Annotated in this window: 19 protein-coding genes; 14 read left to right on the top strand and 5 right to left on the bottom strand. The window is 72.0% G+C overall.

Translation table 11 applies throughout. The annotated features are described in order from the left end of the window. Positions 1-47: 47 nt before the first annotated feature. Together DZA62_RS14305 and DZA62_RS14300 are read left to right on the top strand one after the other, a co-directional pair. Positions 48-452, top strand: coding sequence for a hypothetical protein (locus tag DZA62_RS14305; RefSeq protein ID WP_116949578.1), 405 nt, complete (start codon positions 48-50; stop codon positions 450-452). 21 nt (positions 453-473) lie between these two features. After that, entirely contained in the window at positions 474-1,937 is a 1,464-nt protein-coding gene (locus DZA62_RS14300) for a phytoene desaturase family protein (RefSeq protein WP_116949577.1), read from the top strand. A gap of 212 nt (positions 1,938-2,149) precedes the next feature. Here DZA62_RS14300 and DZA62_RS14295 read toward each other — a convergent pair whose 3' ends face one another. Both DZA62_RS14295 and DZA62_RS14290 read right to left on the bottom strand, forming a co-directional pair. Beyond that, positions 2,150-3,037 carry a hypothetical protein gene (locus tag DZA62_RS14295; RefSeq protein WP_198663760.1) on the bottom strand — a complete coding sequence of 296 codons (888 nt, stop codon included), beginning with the start codon at positions 3,035-3,037 and terminating at the stop codon, positions 2,150-2,152. Further along, on the bottom strand, positions 3,034-3,498 hold the full coding sequence (locus DZA62_RS14290; protein WP_116949576.1) for a hypothetical protein: 465 nt from the start codon (positions 3,496-3,498) through the stop codon (positions 3,034-3,036). Before DZA62_RS14290 ends, DZA62_RS14295 begins: the two co-directional genes overlap by 4 nt. Positions 3,499-3,704: 206 nt before the next feature. Here DZA62_RS14290 and groL point away from each other — a divergent pair, with 206 nt between their 5' ends. Both groL and DZA62_RS14280 read left to right on the top strand, forming a co-directional pair. Beyond that, positions 3,705-5,333, top strand: a complete 1,629-nt coding sequence (gene groL / locus DZA62_RS14285) for a chaperonin GroEL (RefSeq protein WP_116949575.1) — start codon at positions 3,705-3,707, stop codon at positions 5,331-5,333. Positions 5,334-5,428: 95 nt separating this feature from the next. After that, complete coding sequence (locus DZA62_RS14280; protein WP_116949574.1) at positions 5,429-5,857, top strand: pyridoxamine 5'-phosphate oxidase family protein; 429 nt, start codon at positions 5,429-5,431, stop codon at positions 5,855-5,857. Here the strand turns inward: DZA62_RS14280 and DZA62_RS14275 are convergent. Continuing rightward, positions 5,838-6,818 (bottom strand): helix-turn-helix transcriptional regulator, encoded by a 981-nt coding sequence (locus tag DZA62_RS14275; RefSeq protein ID WP_116949573.1) that lies wholly within the window; start codon positions 6,816-6,818, stop codon positions 5,838-5,840. The two genes, DZA62_RS14280 and DZA62_RS14275, sit on opposite strands and share 20 nt — an antisense overlap. A 62-nt stretch (positions 6,819-6,880) precedes the next feature. Here DZA62_RS14275 and DZA62_RS14270 point away from each other — a divergent pair, with 62 nt between their 5' ends. After that, on the top strand, positions 6,881-8,002 hold the full coding sequence (locus DZA62_RS14270; protein ID WP_116949572.1) for an epoxide hydrolase family protein: 1,122 nt from the start codon (positions 6,881-6,883) through the stop codon (positions 8,000-8,002). Between the two features lie 12 nt (positions 8,003-8,014). Beyond that, a complete protein-coding gene (locus tag DZA62_RS14265) occupies positions 8,015-9,160 on the top strand; it encodes an epoxide hydrolase family protein (RefSeq protein WP_116949571.1) in 1,146 nt (381 codons plus the stop codon). Positions 9,161-9,310: 150 nt separating this feature from the next. Here DZA62_RS14265 and mftF read toward each other — a convergent pair whose 3' ends face one another. Together mftF and mftR are read right to left on the bottom strand one after the other, a co-directional pair. Then, the gene (mftF, locus tag DZA62_RS14260) at positions 9,311-10,807 is read right to left on the bottom strand and encodes a mycofactocin biosynthesis glycosyltransferase MftF (protein ID WP_269813881.1); all 1,497 of its coding nucleotides are present in this window, start codon (positions 10,805-10,807) and stop codon (positions 9,311-9,313) included. Further along, on the bottom strand, positions 10,804-11,421 hold the full coding sequence (gene mftR / locus DZA62_RS14255) for a mycofactocin system transcriptional regulator (RefSeq protein WP_232827449.1): 618 nt from the start codon (positions 11,419-11,421) through the stop codon (positions 10,804-10,806). Before mftR ends, mftF begins: the two co-directional genes overlap by 4 nt. An 82-nt stretch (positions 11,422-11,503) precedes the next feature. On the opposite strand from mftR, the gene mftA reads away from it, so the two are divergent. From mftA to DZA62_RS14215, 8 genes are read left to right on the top strand one after another with little or no spacing between them, the layout of a single operon-like run. Next, positions 11,504-11,608 (top strand): mycofactocin precursor MftA, encoded by a 105-nt coding sequence (gene mftA / locus DZA62_RS14250; RefSeq protein ID WP_116949568.1) that lies wholly within the window; start codon positions 11,504-11,506, stop codon positions 11,606-11,608. Positions 11,609-11,616: 8 nt separating this feature from the next. Further along, positions 11,617-11,892: a mycofactocin biosynthesis chaperone MftB gene (mftB, locus tag DZA62_RS14245; protein WP_232827448.1), complete on the top strand. Its 276-nt coding sequence runs from the start codon at positions 11,617-11,619 to the stop codon at positions 11,890-11,892. After that, entirely contained in the window at positions 11,889-13,130 is a 1,242-nt protein-coding gene (mftC, locus tag DZA62_RS14240; protein WP_116949567.1) for a mycofactocin radical SAM maturase, read from the top strand. The genes mftB and mftC overlap by 4 nt, the downstream gene beginning before the upstream one ends. Positions 13,131-13,149: 19 nt before the next feature. Next, entirely contained in the window at positions 13,150-13,962 is an 813-nt protein-coding gene (locus DZA62_RS14235; RefSeq protein ID WP_116949566.1) for a mycofactocin-coupled SDR family oxidoreductase, read from the top strand. A gap of 35 nt (positions 13,963-13,997) precedes the next feature. Continuing rightward, a complete protein-coding gene (locus tag DZA62_RS14230) occupies positions 13,998-14,810 on the top strand; it encodes a mycofactocin-coupled SDR family oxidoreductase (RefSeq protein ID WP_116949565.1) in 813 nt (270 codons plus the stop codon). A gap of 10 nt (positions 14,811-14,820) precedes the next feature. Then, a complete protein-coding gene (locus DZA62_RS14225; protein ID WP_116949833.1) occupies positions 14,821-15,657 on the top strand; it encodes a mycofactocin-coupled SDR family oxidoreductase in 837 nt (278 codons plus the stop codon). A 14-nt stretch (positions 15,658-15,671) separates the two neighbouring features. Then, positions 15,672-16,514, top strand: coding sequence for a mycofactocin-coupled SDR family oxidoreductase (locus tag DZA62_RS14220; RefSeq protein WP_116949564.1), 843 nt, complete (start codon positions 15,672-15,674; stop codon positions 16,512-16,514). An 8-nt stretch (positions 16,515-16,522) separates the two neighbouring features. Then, on the top strand, positions 16,523-17,437 hold the full coding sequence (locus tag DZA62_RS14215; protein WP_116949563.1) for an AAA family ATPase: 915 nt from the start codon (positions 16,523-16,525) through the stop codon (positions 17,435-17,437). Positions 17,438-17,447 lie beyond the last annotated feature (10 nt).

Below are 17,447 nucleotides of genomic sequence, written 5' to 3'. Positions count from 1 at the left end.
AACCACGGCGGCTTCTCGTGCGTCAGACTCAGGAAGGAGGAACGGACATGTCTGACACCGCCCCGCAGCAACGGCGCCGGAACGTCATCGCCGTCGCCGCCGCCGTCGTGGTGGTGGCGCTCGCCGTGGTGGTCGCGGTCTGGCTGACCAGCGACTCCGATGACGACCCCGGCGATGGCTCGGTCGCCGTTCCGTCCGACGCTGCCGCCTCCTCGACCCCGTCGGCCGAGGGCACCTTCATCCCGGGCCAGGAAGACGTTCTCACGCGCGCCATGAGCGGCCAGGACGCCGTCGACGCGCTGGGCGATCGCCTCGGCGACGTCGCGGAACTCAACGGCATGAGCGCCGACGAGTTGCGTGACCTGCTGCTGCGCGACTCCAGCGTCGTGGTCACGCCGAGCGGCCGGCTGCTGTACGACGACCAGATGACACCACCGCCCACGTCGGAATGATCGCCGACGTAGGATGACGATGTGCAGGCGTCGGAGCAGTGTGACGCCGTCGTCGTCGGGTCCGGCCCGAATGGGCTGGCGGCCGCGGTGGTGCTCGCCCGGGCCGGTCTCGAGGTCCGGGTCTACGAGGCCCAGCGCACCGTCGGTGGCGGTGCCCGCACCCTCGACCTCGGCCTGGCGCCCGGCATCGTCCACGACATCTGCTCCGCGGTGCACCCCATGGCGGCCGCATCGCCCTTCTTCCGCGCCTTCGATCTCCCCGCGCGCGGCGTCCGGCTGACCTATCCCGAGGTCTCCTACGCCCAGCCGCTCGACGCCGGACGGGCCGGCATCGCCTACCGCGACCTCGACCGCACCGTCGAGGGCCTCGGGCCCGACGGCGCGGCCTGGCGGCGGCTCATGCGGCCCCTCGTCCGGCACTCGCCGGCCGTCGTCGACCTGGCCCTCTCCGACCGCCGCAGCCTGCCGCCCGACCTGCTCACAGCGGCGCAGTTCGCGCTGTCGATGCTCGAGCAGGGCACCGGCCTGGGGAAGCTCCGCTGGAAGGACGAGGTCGCGCCCGCGCTGCTGATGGGCGTCGCGGCACACGCCATCACGCCCATCCCCACGCTCACTGCCGCCGGCACCGCGCTGTCCCTGGGCGCGCTGGCGCACTCGCCGGGCTGGCCACTGCCGGTCGGCGGCAGCCAGGCCATCGTCGACGCCATGGTCGCCGACCTCGAGGCGCACGGCGGCAGCATCCACCGTGGCGCCGAGATCACCTCGATGGCGCAGCTGCCGAAGGCGCGCGCCTACCTGTTCGACACCAGCCCGTGGATCCTCGCCAGCATCCTGGGCGAGCAGCTGCCGCCGGGCTACCGCCGGGCCGTCGAGCGGTTCAAGGCGGGCAACGCGGCCGCCAAGGTCGACTTCGTGCTCTCCGGCCCGGTGCCGTGGGAGCACCCGGAGGTCCGCCGGGCCGGCACCATCCACGTCGGCGGCACGCTGGCCGAGATGTCGCACGCCGAGGCCGAGGTGGCGGCCGGCCGGCACGCCGAGCACCCGATGATCCTGGCCTCCGACCCCGCGCTCTTCGACGCCGGCCGCGAGGTGGGCGGGCTGCGGCCGTTCTGGACGTACGCCCACGTGCCCGCCGGCTCCACCGTCGACGTCGGTGCGGCGGTGCAGGCGCAGATCGAACGGTTCGCTCCCGGCTTCGGCGACCTCGTCGTCGAACGGCACACCATCCCGGCCGCGAAGATGGCCGACCACAACGCCAACTACCGCGACGGCGACATCGCCGCGGGCGCCATGACCATGTGGCAGATCTTCGCCCGGCCCACGCTGGCCTGGAACCCGTACGCCACCCCCGTGCCGGGCGTCTACCTGTGCTCCGGGTCGACGCCGCCCGGCCCCGCGGTGCACGGCATGAGCGGCCTGTTCGCCGCCAAGCGGGCACTCAGGAAGCGGTTCGGGATCCGCCGGGTGCCGTCACTCGCGCCCTGAGCCGCCCGGGTCGGCGTGGCGTTCGGCAGGGGGCGCCTCGCTCGCGATACTGCCGCATGGCAGCCGCCGACGACCCTTGAGCGGTCCCAGAGCGAGTGGCCTGCTCGCCACACGAGCGGCGTCGACGACACCGCGAACGGGCCCCAAGGGGACGGCCAACGGCTGTGGACCCCCAAGCCAACTCGGCGAGCCCCGGCGAACGACCGATGCCCTCAGGCGGTGCCCGCCGGCGTCGGGGGGCGCTGGCGGACGCGGTCGCGCAGCCGCTGCGCCACCGGCACCAGCCGCTCCAGCGGCAGGAACGCCAGCCAGCAGATGACCGTCGGCAGGAAGTGGATGCCCAGCGCCAGGTAGGTCATCAGGTGGAAGCCGGCGAACGTGACGACCGCCAGGTAGAGCGCCTTGCCCTTGAGCCACAGCACCACGGGCGACAGGAACTCGATGATGATCAGGCCCCACTGGGCGATGATCAGCAGCCACGGGTAGTCGGTGGTCCACCGGACGAGGTCGGAACCGCGCCGGATGATCGCCCAGATGAACACCGCCCCGTTGGCCCACGCGGCCGGGGAGCCGCTGCGCACCCACTTGACGACGGCCGACGCGAAGTACGTCGCGATGACCGACACCTGGATGCAGCGGAACGCCCAGCCGGCGGCCTCGCTGGAGTCGGCGTCGGTGAACCGGGCCCGGCCGATCGTCGGCAGCACGACGACCGCCACCATCAACGCCAGGTGGTCGTGCGACACGTACCCGTAGCCCTGGCTGAACACCATCCACTGGAAGTACGCGACGGCCACGATCCAGCCGGCCAGCCGCGGCAGGAACCCCGTCGCGGCCACCAGGCAGCCGACGACGATGACGATCTGCAGGGCGTGCGCCAGCGGCAGCGACGGCTCCGGCAGCGGCAGTATCCGGCCCACCCAGGTCGGGTAGTACAGCTCCGGCGCGTGCGCCATCGGGATGACGTCGTTGGTGAGCCGGAAGATGTCGTAGAGCACGAACAGGTAGATCGCGACTCGCAGCACGGCCACCCGGGCCAGCGGGACGGGCCGGGTCCACCAGCCGACGACGGCGCGTCCGGCGCTCAGCGCGCGGTTCATCGCCGCACCTCCCACGACGTCAGCTGCTCGATCTCCGGCTCGCCCTGCTGGATGCCGTCCTTCAGCTGGTAGGTGCTGCGCATGACGTAGAGCGCGACGTACGGGTCGGCGTCGGGGTGCAGTTCCGACCAGGCGTTGGCGATCGCCTGCAGCAGCGACGGGTCGTCGACGATGCGGCCCAGCTGCGATTCGATGTCGGCCCGTCCGACGCCCACGCCCTGCGGGTTGAGCGGCACCCGGACCCGCTCGCCGCTCTCGGTGTCGGCCATCATGTAGACGGAGCGGACGGTGCCGTCCATGTCGCGTGGCGTCGCGTACTGCGACAGCGAACCGAGCGGGAAGTAGTCGTTGGTGTCCTGGAGCTGGCCCATGGTCAGGATCACCAGAGCCACGCCGGTGACGCCGAGCCGCCAGACCAGGCCCCGCCGGGAAATTCGCCGGACGGCCGGTTCGGAACTCACAGCCCGCGAGTATACGGGGTATAGGGCAACGCTTGCACTCTCCTGGGCAGAGTGCTAAACACGTTGTTAGCACTCTCGAGGTGAGAGTGACAGTACTTCGGGTCGGCGAGGCCGCGGGAGTCCGGTGACAGGAGCCGGGGGCCGGTGGCCGTCCGTCGCGGGCGTCGAGCCGGAACTTCCACCCGCTATGGGAGGACCAGGAACCCATGCCAAAGATCATTGCCTTTGACGAAGAGGCGCGGCGTGGCCTCGAGCGTGGCATGAACTCTCTTGCCGACGCCGTCAGGGTCACGCTTGGCCCGAAGGGCCGTAACGTCGTTCTGGAGAAGAAGTGGGGCGCTCCCACGATCACCAACGACGGTGTCTCGATCGCCAAGGAGATCGAGCTTGAGGACCCGTGGGAGAAGATCGGGGCCGAGCTCGTCAAGGAGGTCGCGAAGAAGACCGACGACGTGGCCGGTGACGGCACGACGACGGCGACCGTGCTGGCCCAGGCGATGGTCCGTGAGGGCCTGCGCAACGTGGCCGCGGGTGCGAACCCGATCGCGCTGAAGCGGGGCATCGAGCGGGCTGTCGAGGCCATCTCGGAGCAGCTGCTGTCGACCGCGCGTGAGGTCGAGACGAAGGAGCAGATCGCTGCTACCGCGTCGATCTCGGCCGGCGACTCGCAGATCGGCGAGCTGATCGCCGAGGCGATGGACAAGGTCGGCAAGGAAGGTGTCATCACCGTCGAGGAGAGCAACACCTTCGGGCTCGAGCTCGAGCTCACCGAGGGCATGCGCTTCGACAAGGGCTACATCTCGGGCTACTTCGTCACCGACCCGGAGCGCCAGGAGGCCGTCCTCGAGGACGCCTACGTGCTGCTGGTCGAGTCGAAGATCGCGAACGTCAAGGACCTCCTGCCGCTCCTCGAGAAGGTCATGCAGGCCAGCAAGCCGCTGCTGATCATCGCCGAGGACCTCGAGGGCGAGGCGCTCGCGACCCTGGTGGTCAACAAGATCCGTGGCACCTTCAAGTCCACCGCCGTCAAGGCGCCGGGCTTCGGCGACCGCCGCAAGGCCATGCTGCAGGACATCGCCATCCTCACCGGTGGCCAGGTCATCAGCGAGACCGTCGGCCTCAAGCTGGAGAACGCGACCCTGGACCTGCTCGGGCAGGCCCGCAAGGTCGTCGTGACCAAGGACGAGACCACGATCGTCGAGGGTGCGGGCGACGCGGAGCAGATCGCCGGGCGGGTCTCGCAGATCCGTGCCGAGATCGAGAACTCCGACTCCGACTACGACCGCGAGAAGCTGCAGGAGCGGCTGGCCAAGCTGGCCGGCGGCGTGGCGGTCATCAAGGCCGGTGCGGCGACCGAGGTCGAGCTGAAGGAGCGCAAGCACCGCATCGAGGACGCGGTGCGCAACGCCAAGGCAGCGGTCGAGGAGGGCATCGTCGCCGGTGGTGGCGTGGCTCTGATCCAGGCCGGTGCGGCGGCGTTCGAGAAGCTGGAGCTCGAGGGCGACGAGGCCACTGGTGCCAACATCGTCAAGGTCGCCGTCGAGGCGCCGCTGAAGCAGATCGCGGTCAACGCCGGTCTCGAGGGTGGCGTCGTCGCGGAGAAGGTGCGCAGCCTGCCGGCTGGTCAGGGCCTGAACGCCGCGACCGGTGACTACGTCGACATGCTGGCCGAGGGCATCAACGACCCGGTCAAGGTGACCCGGTCGGCGCTGCAGAACGCGGCCTCCATCGCGGGGCTGTTCCTCACCACCGAGGCCGTCGTCGCGGACAAGCCGGAGAAGACCCCGGCCGCTCCCGCCGACCCCAGCGGTGGCATGGGCGGCATGGACTTCTGAGTCCGGCCGCTCCACCAGCACCACACGTACGAGGGCGGTACCCCAGCCAGGGGTGCCGCCCTCGTCCGCGTCTGCCATCCATCGGAAGGGCCCTGATGAGCACCGACGCCAGTTCGCTGACCACCGACGACCTCGAGTTCCTCCGCCGCCCGCTGCACGGGTTCCTGTCCATGGCCGGCGGGCCGCTGCCTCCGCAGCCACGGCCGGTGTGGTTCGAGGCCACCGCCGAGGGCACCATCCACCTGTTCACCGGGCCGGACACGCTGAAGGTACGGCAGCTGCGCCGCGACCCCCGCGCCTCGATCGTCGTCGCCTCGCCGGTGGGTGAGCGCGAGCGCTGGGTGTCGATCGCCGGGCGCGCCACGGTGGAACCCGACGGAGCACACGAGCTGTCCGCCCGTCTGGCGGCACGCTACTGGGATCTCGACGACCCGGCCCGCGCCGCCGACCTCGCCGCCATCCTGGCCGACGACCAGGTGCGACTGGTCATCCACCCGGACACCGTCAGGCGCTACCGGTACTGACCTCCGGCGCGCTGCCGGCGGCGCGGACGTAGCGAGCGGCCAGCCGGCGCAGGTGGACGGCGAACTCGGGCGGGTCGAGCACGTCGAAGTCGACGTCGAGCATGGCGGTGTAGACGGCGAGCATCTCGTAGGTGTCGGCGCCGGTGCGGATGACGCAAGTGTGGTCGGTCTCCGGTTCGACGCCGATCGTCACCGGCAGCCTGCCGGCGACCGCGTCGGCCGGGGCGTGCAGCCGCAGCGTGGCTCGGTAGCGCCACAGCGCGAGGTCCAGCCCGCGGTTGACGAAGTCGGCGACGTCGCCGCCGGGGTCGGGGCGTGGGGCGAACCGCGGCCCGGTCGGGATCTTCGGCGTCATGCGGTCGACGCGGAACGTACGCCAGTCCGAGCGGCCGACGTCCCAGGCGACGAGGTACCAGCGGCGGCCGCGGTTGACCAGCCGGTGCGGCTCGACCTCGCGGCGTGACGAGCCGCCGTCGTGGCCGACGTAGTCGAAGCGGAGCCGTTCGTGGTCGCGGACGGTGGCCGCGATCGCCGTCAGCACGTCCGAGCTCACCGTCGGCCCGCTGACCGGCAGCGGCACCGTCGCCGACGAGAGCGCCGTCACGCGGTGCCGCAGCCGGGTCGGTAACACCTGCTCCAGCTTGGCCAGCGCCCGCACCGACGTCTCCTCGATGCCCGCGACCGAGCCGCCGGCCGCCGTCCGCAGCCCGACCGCGACGGCCACCGCCTCCTCGTCGTCGAGCAGCAGCGGCGGCATGTCGGCGCCGGAGCCCAGCCGGTAGCCGCCGGACACGCCGGGCGTCGAGTCGACCGGGTACCCGAGCGTGCGCAGCCGGTCGACGTCGCGGCGGACGGTGCGGACCGCGACGCCGAGGCGATCGGCGAGGTCGGCGCTGGCCCACTCGCGGCGCAGTTGCAGCAAGGACAGCAGTTTCAGCAGCCGGGCCGACGTTTCCACCATGCTGTCGATTCTGGCAGCAATCGCGGCCCGTAACTGGCCGCGATTGCCGAGACGGTAGGGGCATGACGAACTCCACCGAGATCCGCCCCTTCCGCATCGAGATCAGCGACGCCGACCTGGCCGACCTGCGCGACCGGCTGGCCGCGACCCGCTGGCCGGTCGAGGTCGACGGCACGGGCTGGGAGCGAGGCGTCCCGTCCGGCTACCTGAAGGAGCTGGCCGCCTACTGGCGCGACGGGTTCGACTGGCGCGGGCAGGAGCAGGCGCTCAACGCGTACCCGCAGTTCACCACCGCGATCGACGGCGCGAACGTGCACTTCCTGCACCTCCGATCGGCGAACGAGGACGCGCTGCCGCTGCTGCTCCTGCACGGCTGGCCGGGCTCCTACCTCGAGTTCCTCGACGTGATCCCGCTGCTCACCGACGAGTTCCACCTGGTCATCCCGTCGTTGCCCGGCTACGGCTTCTCGGGCCCGGTCACGGGGGCCGGCTGGACCGACGGCCGGTCCGCCGCCGTGCTGGCCGCGCTGATGGATCGGCTCGGCTACGACCGCTACGGCGTTCAGGGCGGCGACGTCAGCGGGTTCATCGGGCCCGAGGTCGGCCGGGTCGCGCCCGGCCGCGTCGTCGGCGTGCACGTCAACGCGTTCGTGACGTTCCCGTCCGGCGACCTCGACGGGCTGACCGAGCCCGAGCGGCGGCGGATGGCGGTGTTCGAGAACTTCCAGCAGGAGCTCGGCGGCTACCTGCAGCTGCAGGGCACCCGGCCGCAGACGGTGTCGTACGGGCTGACCGACTCGCCGGTCGCCCAGCTGGCCTGGATCGTCGAGAAGTTCAAGGACTGGACCGACCCCGCCCACGAGCTGCCCGAGGACGCCGTCGACCGGGATCGACTGCTCACCAACGTCAGCATCTACTGGTTCACGAACACCGCGAGCTCCACGGCGCACACCTACTACGAGCGGTTCCACGACGCCGCCGGGTGGGCGCCGCGGGAGCGGTCCGCCGTGCCGACCGCCGTCGCGAACTTCACCACCGACATCGCGATCCGCCGGTTCGCCGAGCCCGCCCACACGATCGTGCGCTGGACCGAGTTCGACCGCGGCGGGCACTTCGCCGCGCTCGAGGCGCCGGACCTGCTGGCCGACGACGTCCGCGCGTTCTTCGCCGACCTCACCCGCTGAAGGAGACCAGCCATGACCGACATCCGACCGTTCCGCATCGAGATCAGCGACGCCGACCTGGCTGGCCTGCGCGATCGGCTGGCCCGCACCCGCTGGCCGGTCGAGGTCGACGGCACCGGCTGGGAGCGCGGCGTCCCGTCCGGCTATCTGAAGGAGCTGGCCGCCTACTGGCGCGACGAGTTCGCCTGGCGGGCCCGCGAGGCCGAGCTCAACGCGCACGCGCAGTTCGTCACGACCGTCGACGGGCAGGACCTGCACTTCCTGCACGTCCGGTCGGCCAACGCCGACGCGACGCCGCTGCTGCTGGTGCACGGCTGGCCCAGCTCAGTCGTGGAGTTCCTCGACCTGATCCCGCTGCTCACCGACGAGTTCCACCTGGTCATCCCGTCGCTGCCGGGGTTCGGGTTCTCGCCGCTGTCCGGGCCGGGCTGGGGCAACCTGTTCCGGGTGGCCGGCGCGATCGCCGAGTTGATGACCCGGCTCGGCTACGACCGGTTCGCGGCGCAGGGCGGCGACGTCGGCGCGGGCGTGGTCGGCATGCTGGCGATGCTGCACCCGGACCGCGTCGTCGGCACGCACGTCAACGGGCCGGCGCCGTACCCGTTCGGGCCGCCGGTCGAGCTCGACGGGCTGTCCGACGCGGAGCAGGTGCGTGCGCAGCGGTTCAACACGTTCCGCGAGGACGGCATCGGCTATCTCGCCCTGCAGGCCACCCGGCCGCAGACGCTGGCCTACGCGCTGGCCGACTCGCCGGTCGAGCAGCTGGCGTGGATCGCGGAGAAGTTCCGCGAGTGGACCGACCCGGCCGCCGAGCTGCCCGAGGACGCCGTCGGCCGCGACCGGCTGCTCACCAACGTCAGCCTGTACTGGTTCACCGGCACCGGCGCGACCGCGGCGCACGTCGTCTACGAGGGGATGCAGGCGTTCCGGCAGTTCATGCAGAGCGCGTCCCACTCCGCGCCGCCGGCCGAGGCGCCGGCGCCGCCGCCGGGCGCGGTCGCCGTCTTCGCCGCCGACAACTCCATCCGCCACCTCGTCGACCCGATGGGCGCGGTAGTGCGCTGGACGGAGTTCGACCGCGGCGGGCACTTCGCCGCGCTGGAGGCGCCGGACCTGCTGGCCGCCGACGTCAAGGCCTTCTTCGCCACCCTCCGCTGACGGCAGCGGAGGGCCGACGCTGCGGAGCCGGCGTCAAGCGGACCCTGAGGAGGGGGCGGGGATGTGGAGCCGGCGTCAAGAGCGCCCGCGGGATGGACGAGGAGGGGGCGGGGGATGTGGAGCCGGCGTCAAGAGCGCCCGCGGCATGCTTCACCGCCGCGTAGCGGAGCCGGCGGAACATCCTCCGCCCCCTCCGCCCCGCCCAGTCCCGCCCCGCCGCAGCTCGGCCACCAGGTCGTCGGCGGACTCGACCCGCAGCCGCCAGCCGAGGCCGGGGCGTAACGGGTCGAGCTCGCCGGTGGCCAGCGCGCCGGACCACACGCCCCAGCCGTACGCGGCGTCGTCGAGGCGCCGGGTGAGCAGCCAGCGGACGGGGTCGAGGTCCGGGCGCTGCCGCCGCCACTCCAGGACGGCCGGCACGACGGCGGCCGCGGCCAGCGCGGGGCGCAGCCGGGGCACCAGCGCACCTGCGGCGAGCGACGCCGGCCACCACGTCCGCACGACGGCGTCGGCGACCGCCTCGCCGGCCCGCAGCGTCCCGCCGCCGGCCAGCCGGACCGCCGTCCGCACCGGGTCGGCCACCACGCCGCGCAGCTCGGCGGCCAGCAGCGCGCAGGCCGCCGCGGTGATCGCGCCCGCCGCGACCGGCCGCCGCAGCGCCACCGCGGCCCACGCCGCGGCCGTCCACGGCGACATCGCCAGCGGGCGGGCGGCGCCGGGATGCCGGCGGGCCAGCGGGGCGGCGGTCCGCCCGTAGTAGGCGCGGCGGCCGAGGAACGCCCGCGGCGCGGTCAGGTGCTCGTGCGCGACGCGTGCCGCCGGCTCGTAGCGCACCTGCCGCCCGGCCGACGTCAGCCGCCAGGCGAGGTCGACGTCCTCGCCGCCGCGCAGGGTGGTGTCGAAGCCGGGGAAGTGCGCGGCCCGCACCAGCACCGTCGCCGTCGGGACGAACGGGATGCGCCCGCCGGGCGTGACCAGGCCGGGCAGTGGGCCGCGGTCGTATGGCGCCCGGTGCTCCTCGTAGCGGTCCAGCCAGCCGCGGCGGCCGGTCTCCAGGGCCACGACCCGGGGCGCGACGGCGGCCACCTCCGGATCGGCGAAGTGCGGCAGCAGCGTCGACAACCAACCCGCCGCCGGGACGCAGTCGGAGTCGACGAACGCCAGCACGTCGCCGGTCGCCACGGCGGCGCCGGCGTTCCGCGCGCCCGGTGCCCGGTGCCGCTCGTCCAGGCGGATCAGCCGCGCCCTGCTCGCGGCGGCCACGGCGGCATGGCCGGCGGCGTCGGCGGACGCGTCGTCGACCACGATCACCTCGTGCACCCGCTCGCGCGTGCCGAGCGAGCGCAGCGCCGCCAGGAGCCGGGCCAGCGCCCGCGGCCGGTCGCGCACCGGGATCACGACGCTCACCCGCGGCCACGCGGCCGCCTCGACGGACGGCGGCACCGGCAGCGCGAGCCCGGCCGCGACCAGCGCCCGCGCCAGCATGCCGTCGTCGCCGACCCGCTCGCCGGCCAGCCAGCCGTCGATGGCCGCCCGCTGCGGCGACGACAACCTCACCACCCGGAACGGCGTGCCGCCGAACAGCACGCCGTCGTCGAGCCAGGCTCCTGGGTCCAGCGCGACCCCGAACCCGCCGGGCAGGGTCACGACGCGAACCGCTCGCCCAGCATCCGCAGCGCGGACTCGAGCAGCTCGGTGAGGTCGGCGTCCTCGTGCACCAGCCACTGCTCGTACGCCGACAGCGCGATGCCGAGCATCGTCCACGCCAGCGCCTGCGGTTCCAGGCTGCCGGCCGGCACCCCGAGCCGGCGTCCCGCGTACTCGGCCACGACGTCGCGCCAGGCCTGGAACTTCAGCGTCGAGTGCGCCAGCAGTGCCGGGACGCCCAGCAGCAGCCGCATCCGCTGCCGGTGCCACGGCACCTCCTCGGGCGGGATGCGGTTGAACTCGATGACCGCGGCGCAGACCGCGTCCATCAGCGGGAGGTCGTCGGGCAGGCCGTCCAGGTGGTGGCGCATGCCGTCCAGCTGGGCCTCGAAGTCGCCCCACGGCAGGTCGTTCTTCGAGGCGAAGTAGCGGAAGAACGTGCGTCGCCCGATGCCGGCCGCGGCCGCGATGTCCTCGACCGTGGTGTCGTCGAAGCCACGCTCGGCGAACAGTGTCAATGCGACGTGGCTGAGCTCTGCCTGGGTGGTGGACGGGCGCCGTCCGAGCCGGGGTGCGCCGCTCTCACCTGCAGGGGAGCCGTCGTCGGTGGGCAAAGTCGGGTCACCCCCTTCCATTCGGCACTGGGTGCCATTAGTATCCGAACCATACCGCCAAACCGACCTGAAGGAGCATGTCATGAGCCAGACGGATCAGGCAGCGGTGACCGAGCCGGACGACCTCGTCGAAGACGACTCTCTGGTGGAAGAGGTCTCCATCGACGGCATGTGCGGCGTGTACTGAGCGCCGCCGTGCCCGCCATCGACCTGGACCGGGCCTTCGACCTGCACCCGCAGGTCGCGGTGCGGCCGGAGCCGTTCGGGGCGCTGCTGTACCACTTCGGCACCCGCCGGCTCTCGTTCCTCAAGGACCGCACGTTGTTGGCCGTCGTGCAGTCGCTCGCGGCCGAGCCGACGGCCCGGGCGGCCTGCACCGCCGCCGGCGTCGGCGGTACCGAGCTGCCCCGGTACGAGAAGGCGCTCGGCGTCCTGGTGCAGTCCCAGATGGTCGTCGAGAGGACCCCATGACCACGCAGCCGAAGCTGGTCGAGCTGTTCGAGTACGGACTCGACGCCCCTATCTGCCTCACCTGGGAGCTCACCTACGCCTGCAACCTGTCCTGCGTGCACTGCCTGTCCAGCTCGGGCCGGCGCGACCCGCGCGAGCTGAGCACCGAGGAGTGCAAGGCGGTCATCGACGAGCTCGAGCGGATGCAGGTGTTCTACGTGAACATCGGCGGCGGCGAGCCGACCGTGCGGCCGGACTTCTGGGAGCTGGTCGACTACGCGACCGAGCACCGCGTCGGCGTGAAGTTCTCCACCAACGGCGTCAAGATCAGTCCTGAGGTCGCGACCCGGCTGGCCGCCAGCGACTACGTCGACGTGCAGATCTCGCTCGACGGTGCGACCGCCGACGTCAACGACCTCGTCCGCGGGCCGGGCTCGTACGCCACCGCGATCCGGGCCATGGACAACCTGGCCGCCGCCGGTTTCGCCGGCTTCAAGATCTCCGTGGTCGTGACCCGGCAGAACGCCGGCCAGCTGGACGACTTCAAGGCCATCGCCGACCGCTACGGCGCCCAGTTGCGGCTCACCCGGCTGCGCCCGTCCGGCCGCGGCGCCGACGTCTGGGACGAGCTGCACCCGACGGCCGAGCAGCAGCGCGAGCTGTACGACTGGCTGCTCGACCACGGCGAGAACGTGCTCACCGGTGACTCCTTCTTCCACCTCTCCGCGTACGGGAAGTCGCTGCCGGGGCTGAACCTGTGCGGCGCCGGCCGTGTCGTCTGCCTGATCGACCCGGTCGGCGACGTCTACGCGTGCCCGTTCGCCATCCACGACTCGTTCCTCGCCGGCAATGTCCGCGCCGAGGGCGGCTTCACCCGGGTCTGGCGCGAGTCGGACCTGTTCGCCGACCTGCGCAGCCCGCAGACCGGCGGCGCGTGCACGAAGTGCCAGCACTTCGACTCCTGCCGCGGCGGCTGCATGGCGGCGAAGTTCTTCACCGGCCTGCCACTGGACGGTCCGGACCCGGAGTGTGTGCAGGGCTACGGCGCCGACGCGCTGCTGGCCCGAGGCGACGCCCGGCCGCCCAAGCCGGTCGGCGACCACTCGCATCGGACCGCGCCCGCGAGCATCCCCCGCCGCGGGCACGGTCCGATCCCCGTCACCATCGCGCTCCGGCGTCCCGAGCGGCCGCCGGTCAGCGCGTGCGAGGAGAGCCCGCTCGCGGGCCTGGATCTCAGTGGGGTGCGTAGCAGCACCTGACATCCGAAGGAGGCGCGCAATGGGGCGTGTCGATGGCAAGGTCGCGTTCATCACCGGTGCGGCGCGCGGTCAGGGTCGCAGCCACGCGGTACGGCTGGCGCAGGAGGGCGCCGACGTCATCGCGATCGATCTCTGCGGCCCGGTGCCCGGCATCGGGTACCCACCGGCCACGCCGGAGGACCTCGAGCAGACGGTCAAGGACGTCGAGGCGCTGGACCGCCGCATCGTCGCGCGGCAGGCCGACGTCCGCGACCGCGACGCGTTGAAGGCGGCCATCGACGAGGGCGTCGCCGAGCTGGGCCGGCTGGACGTCGTCGTGGCCAACGCGGGCATCTGCATCCTGGCGCCCTGGGACGAGGTGACGCCGGAGGTCTTCCGCGACACCCTCGACATCAACCTCACGGGTGTCTGGAACACCGTCCAGCTGGCCGCGCCGCACCTGGTCACCGCCGGCGGCGGGTCGATCGTCCTCACCAGCTCCGCGGCCGGCCTCAAAGGGCTGCCGTTCCTCACCCCGTACGTCGCCGCCAAGCACGGCGTCGTCGGGCTGATGCGCGCGTTCGCGCACGAGCTGGCCGAACACCACATCCGGGTCAACAGCGTCCACCCCACCGGCGTCGACACACCGATGGGCGCGGGCGACGGGATGGCCCAGATCGGCGCGTGGCTGGAACAGCACCCGCGCCTGGCCGGCATGTTCACCAACAGCCTGCCGATCGAGATCACCCAGCCGGTCGACATCAGCAACGCCGTGCTGTTCCTCGCCTCCGACGAGGCCCGCTACGTCACGGCGCTCACCATGACGGTCGACGCCGGCAACACCCAGTACTGAGGCAACCGCAGGCGAACTGACGAGAGGACGAGGTCATGGGCAAGCTCGAGGGCAAGGTCGCCTTCATCACGGGCGCGGCGCGCGGTCAGGGCCGCAGCCACGCGATCAGGCTGGCGCAGGAGGGCGCCGACATCATCGCCGTCGACATCTGCAAGCAGATCGACTCGGTCGCGTACCCGATGTCCACACCGGAGGACCTGGCCGAGACGGTCAGCGAGGTCGAGGCGCTCGACCGGCGCATCGTCGCCGCCGAGGCCGACGTCCGCGACCGCGACGGGCTACAGGCGGCGTTCGACGCCGGGGTCGCGCAGCTCGGCGGTGTCGACATCGTGCTGGGCAACGCCGGCATCGCGCCGATGGGCGTCAACGTCCTGCCGAACGAGTGGGACGACGTCGTCGCGGTCAACCTGACCGGCGTCTACAACACCGTGGAGGTGGCCAAGCAGGCGCTGATCGAGCGTGGTGGCGGGGCCATCGTCCTCACCAGCTCGACGGCCGGCATCAACGGCATCGGCGGCAGCCAGCCCGGCGGGCTCGGCTACACCGCGTCGAAGCACGGCGTCGTCGGGTTGATGCGCTCGTACGCGAACTCGCTGGCGGAGCACTCGATCCGGGTCAACACCGTCCACCCGACCGGTGTCAACACCCCGATGGTCGTCAACGACGTCATGCAGGAGTTCCTGCAGAACGACCCGAGCCTGTCCAACGCGATGGCGAACGCGCTGCCGGTGCCGATGGTCGAGGCGGTCGACATCTCGAACGCGATCCTCTGGCTGGTCTCCGACGACGCGCGCTACGTCACCGGCGTGACGTTGCCCGTCGACGCCGGCTTCACGAACAAGAAGTGAGGCGATGACCATGGCCGGACGGGTCGAGGGCAAGGTCGCGTTCATCACCGGGGCCGCGCGTGGCCAGGGCCGCAGCCACGCGATCAGGCTGGCGCAGGAGGGCGCCGACATCATCGCGGTCGACATCTGCGACGAGGTGCCCGGCCTGCCCTACCCGCCGGCCACGGAGGAGGATCTCGCCGAGACGGTCAAGGAGGTCGAGGCGCTGGACCGGCGCATCGTCGCGTCGAGGACGGACGTGCGCGACCTCGCCGCGCTGCAGGCGGCCGTCGACGACGGCGTCGCCCAGCTGGGCCGGCTCGACATCGTCAGCGCGAACGCCGGCATCGGCACCCAGCCGCATCCGACGCACGAGCTGACCGAAGAGCTGTGGCGCGACATGATCGACATCAACCTCACCGGGGTGTGGCACACCACCAAGGTGGCCATCCCGCGGCTGGTCGAGCAGGGCGAGGGCGGGTCGATCGTCATCACCAGCTCGGCGGCCGGGCTGCAGGCGTACGAGAACATCGCGCACTACGTGTCGGCCAAGCACGGCGTGGTCGGGCTGATGCGGACGCTGGCGCTGGAGCTGGCGCCGCACTCGATCCGCGTCAACAGCATCCACCCGACGCAGGTCGACACGCCGATGATCCAGAACGAGGGCACCTACCGGCTGTTCCGGCCGGACCTGGAGAACCCGACCCGCGACGACTTCGTGCCGGCCTCGCAGGCGATGAACGCGCTGCCCATTCCGTGGGTCGAGCCGGTGGACATCAGCAACGCGCTGCTGTTCCTGGCGTCGGACGAGGCTCGTTACATCACCGGAGTGGCGCTCCCGGTCGACGCCGGCGCCGTCGTGAAGTGAGAGGAGCCGAATCGATGGCGGGACGGGTCGAGGGCAAGGTCGCGTTCATCACCGGGGCCGCGCGTGGCCAGGGCCGCAGCCACGCGATCAGGCTGGCGCAGGAGGGCGCCGACATCATCGCGGTCGACATCTGCGAGGACATCCCCAGCGTCACGCGGTTCTACAAGGGCGCCACCGAGGCCGACCTCGCCGAGACGGTCGAGCAGGTGGAGGCGTTGGACCGGCGCATCGTCGCGACGAAGGCCGACGTGCGCGACCACGACGCGTTGAAGGCGGCGCTGGACGACGGCGTGGCCCAGCTCGGGCACGTCGACATCGTCAGCGCCAACGCCGGCATCTTCATCTTCGGCGACCAGTCGCACCTGGTGTCCGAGGAGGACTGGAAGGACGTCACCGACATCAACCAGACCGGCGTCTGGCACACCTGCAAGGCGGCGATCCCGCACCTGATCGAGCAGCGCACCGGCGGCTCGATCATCATCACCAGCTCGACCGCCGGGCTGAAGGGCACGCCGAACGTCGCGCCGTACACGGCGTCGAAGCATGCGGTCGTCGGGCTGATGCGGACGCTGGCGCTGGAGCTGGCGCCGCACTCGATCCGCGTCAACACCGTCCACCCGACCGGCGTCGACACCGGGATGATCCAGAACGAGGCCACCTACCGGCTGTTCCTGCCCGACGCGGACCACCCGTCGCGCGACGACGCCGCGCCGATCTTCGCCACGACCAACGCGCTACCGGTGCCGTGGGTGGACCCGGTCGACATCAGCAACGCCGTGCTGTTCCTCGCCTCGGACGAGTCCCGGTACGTCACCGGGCTCGAGCTGAAGGTCGACGCCGGCTACACCATCAAGTAGGAGGTCACATGACGGTGCTGGCGCAGGTCCGCGACCGGGTCCGCACGCACCTGGTGGGCCGCGACCGCGAGCTGGACCTCGTCCTGGCCGCCGTCGCCGCCGGGCGGGACATCATCCTGGAAGGCCCGCCCGGCACCAGCAAGAGCACGCTGCTGCGCGCGATCACGGCCGAGTGGGGCATCCCGCTGGTGTTCGTCGAGGGCAACGCCGACCTCACCCCGGCGAAGCTGGTCGGCCACCACAACCCGGCCCGGGTCCTGCGCGAGGACTACAGCCCGGAGAACTTCGTCGACGGCCCGCTGCTGGCGGCCATGCGGGCCGGCGGCTTCCTCTACGTCGAGGAGTTCAACCGGGCGCCGGAGGACACGCTCAACACGCTGCTCACGGCGATGGCGGAGCGCGAGATCGCGGTGCCCCGGGTGGGCCGCGTGGCGGCGCAGCCGACGTTCCGGGTGATCGCGTCGATGAACCCGTTCGACAACGTCGGCACGACCCGGCTGTCGACCAGCGTGCACGACCGGCTGTGCCGGCTGGCGATCGGCTACCAGGACGCCGAGGCCGAGCGAGGCATCGTCGCGTTACGGGCACCGCTGCCCGAGGCCGACCCGCTGCTGTACGAGCGGCTGGTCGCCGACGCCGTCGCCGTCACCCGGGTGACCCGCGAGCACGAGGACATCCGGCAGGGCAGCAGCGTCCGCGGCGCGATCGACCTCACGCTGGTGGCGGGTTCACTGCTGGGGCTGACCGGCGTCGCGTCCACGTCGGACCCGCGCTACCCGGACGTCGTGTTCGACGCGATGGTCGTGGCGCTGTCCGGGCGGATCTTCCTCGACGAGACCGTCGAGACCACGCCGGAGCGGGTGCTGCGGACGATCTGGGAGGACCACTTCATCCTGCAGCCGGCCGCCGCCGCGCCGGGTTGAAGGACGGTCG

The sequence above is a fragment of the Jiangella endophytica genome (assembly GCF_003427025.1).
GTDB lineage: Bacteria > Actinomycetota > Actinomycetes > Jiangellales > Jiangellaceae > Jiangella > Jiangella endophytica.
Note: the sequence above shows the minus strand (reverse complement) of the source record. Positions and strands in the feature narration are given on the sequence as shown.

Coding starts and splice junctions, on each gene's coding strand:
- DZA62_RS14305 (WP_116949578.1), top strand. CDS start 48: ATGTCTGACACCGCCCCGCAGCAACGGCGCCGGAACGTCATCGCCGTC.
- DZA62_RS14295 (WP_198663760.1), bottom strand. CDS start 3,037: ATGAACCGCGCGCTGAGCGCCGGACGCGCCGTCGTCGGCTGGTGGACC.
- groL (WP_116949575.1), top strand. CDS start 3,705: ATGCCAAAGATCATTGCCTTTGACGAAGAGGCGCGGCGTGGCCTCGAG.
- DZA62_RS14280 (WP_116949574.1), top strand. CDS start 5,429: ATGAGCACCGACGCCAGTTCGCTGACCACCGACGACCTCGAGTTCCTC.
- DZA62_RS14275 (WP_116949573.1), bottom strand. CDS start 6,818: ATGGTGGAAACGTCGGCCCGGCTGCTGAAACTGCTGTCCTTGCTGCAA.
- DZA62_RS14270 (WP_116949572.1), top strand. CDS start 6,881: ATGACGAACTCCACCGAGATCCGCCCCTTCCGCATCGAGATCAGCGAC.
- DZA62_RS14265 (WP_116949571.1), top strand. CDS start 8,015: ATGACCGACATCCGACCGTTCCGCATCGAGATCAGCGACGCCGACCTG.
- mftA (WP_116949568.1), top strand. CDS start 11,504: ATGAGCCAGACGGATCAGGCAGCGGTGACCGAGCCGGACGACCTCGTC.
- mftC (WP_116949567.1), top strand. CDS start 11,889: ATGACCACGCAGCCGAAGCTGGTCGAGCTGTTCGAGTACGGACTCGAC.
- DZA62_RS14235 (WP_116949566.1), top strand. CDS start 13,150: ATGGGGCGTGTCGATGGCAAGGTCGCGTTCATCACCGGTGCGGCGCGC.
- DZA62_RS14230 (WP_116949565.1), top strand. CDS start 13,998: ATGGGCAAGCTCGAGGGCAAGGTCGCCTTCATCACGGGCGCGGCGCGC.
- DZA62_RS14225 (WP_116949833.1), top strand. CDS start 14,821: ATGGCCGGACGGGTCGAGGGCAAGGTCGCGTTCATCACCGGGGCCGCG.
- DZA62_RS14220 (WP_116949564.1), top strand. CDS start 15,672: ATGGCGGGACGGGTCGAGGGCAAGGTCGCGTTCATCACCGGGGCCGCG.
- DZA62_RS14215 (WP_116949563.1), top strand. CDS start 16,523: ATGACGGTGCTGGCGCAGGTCCGCGACCGGGTCCGCACGCACCTGGTG.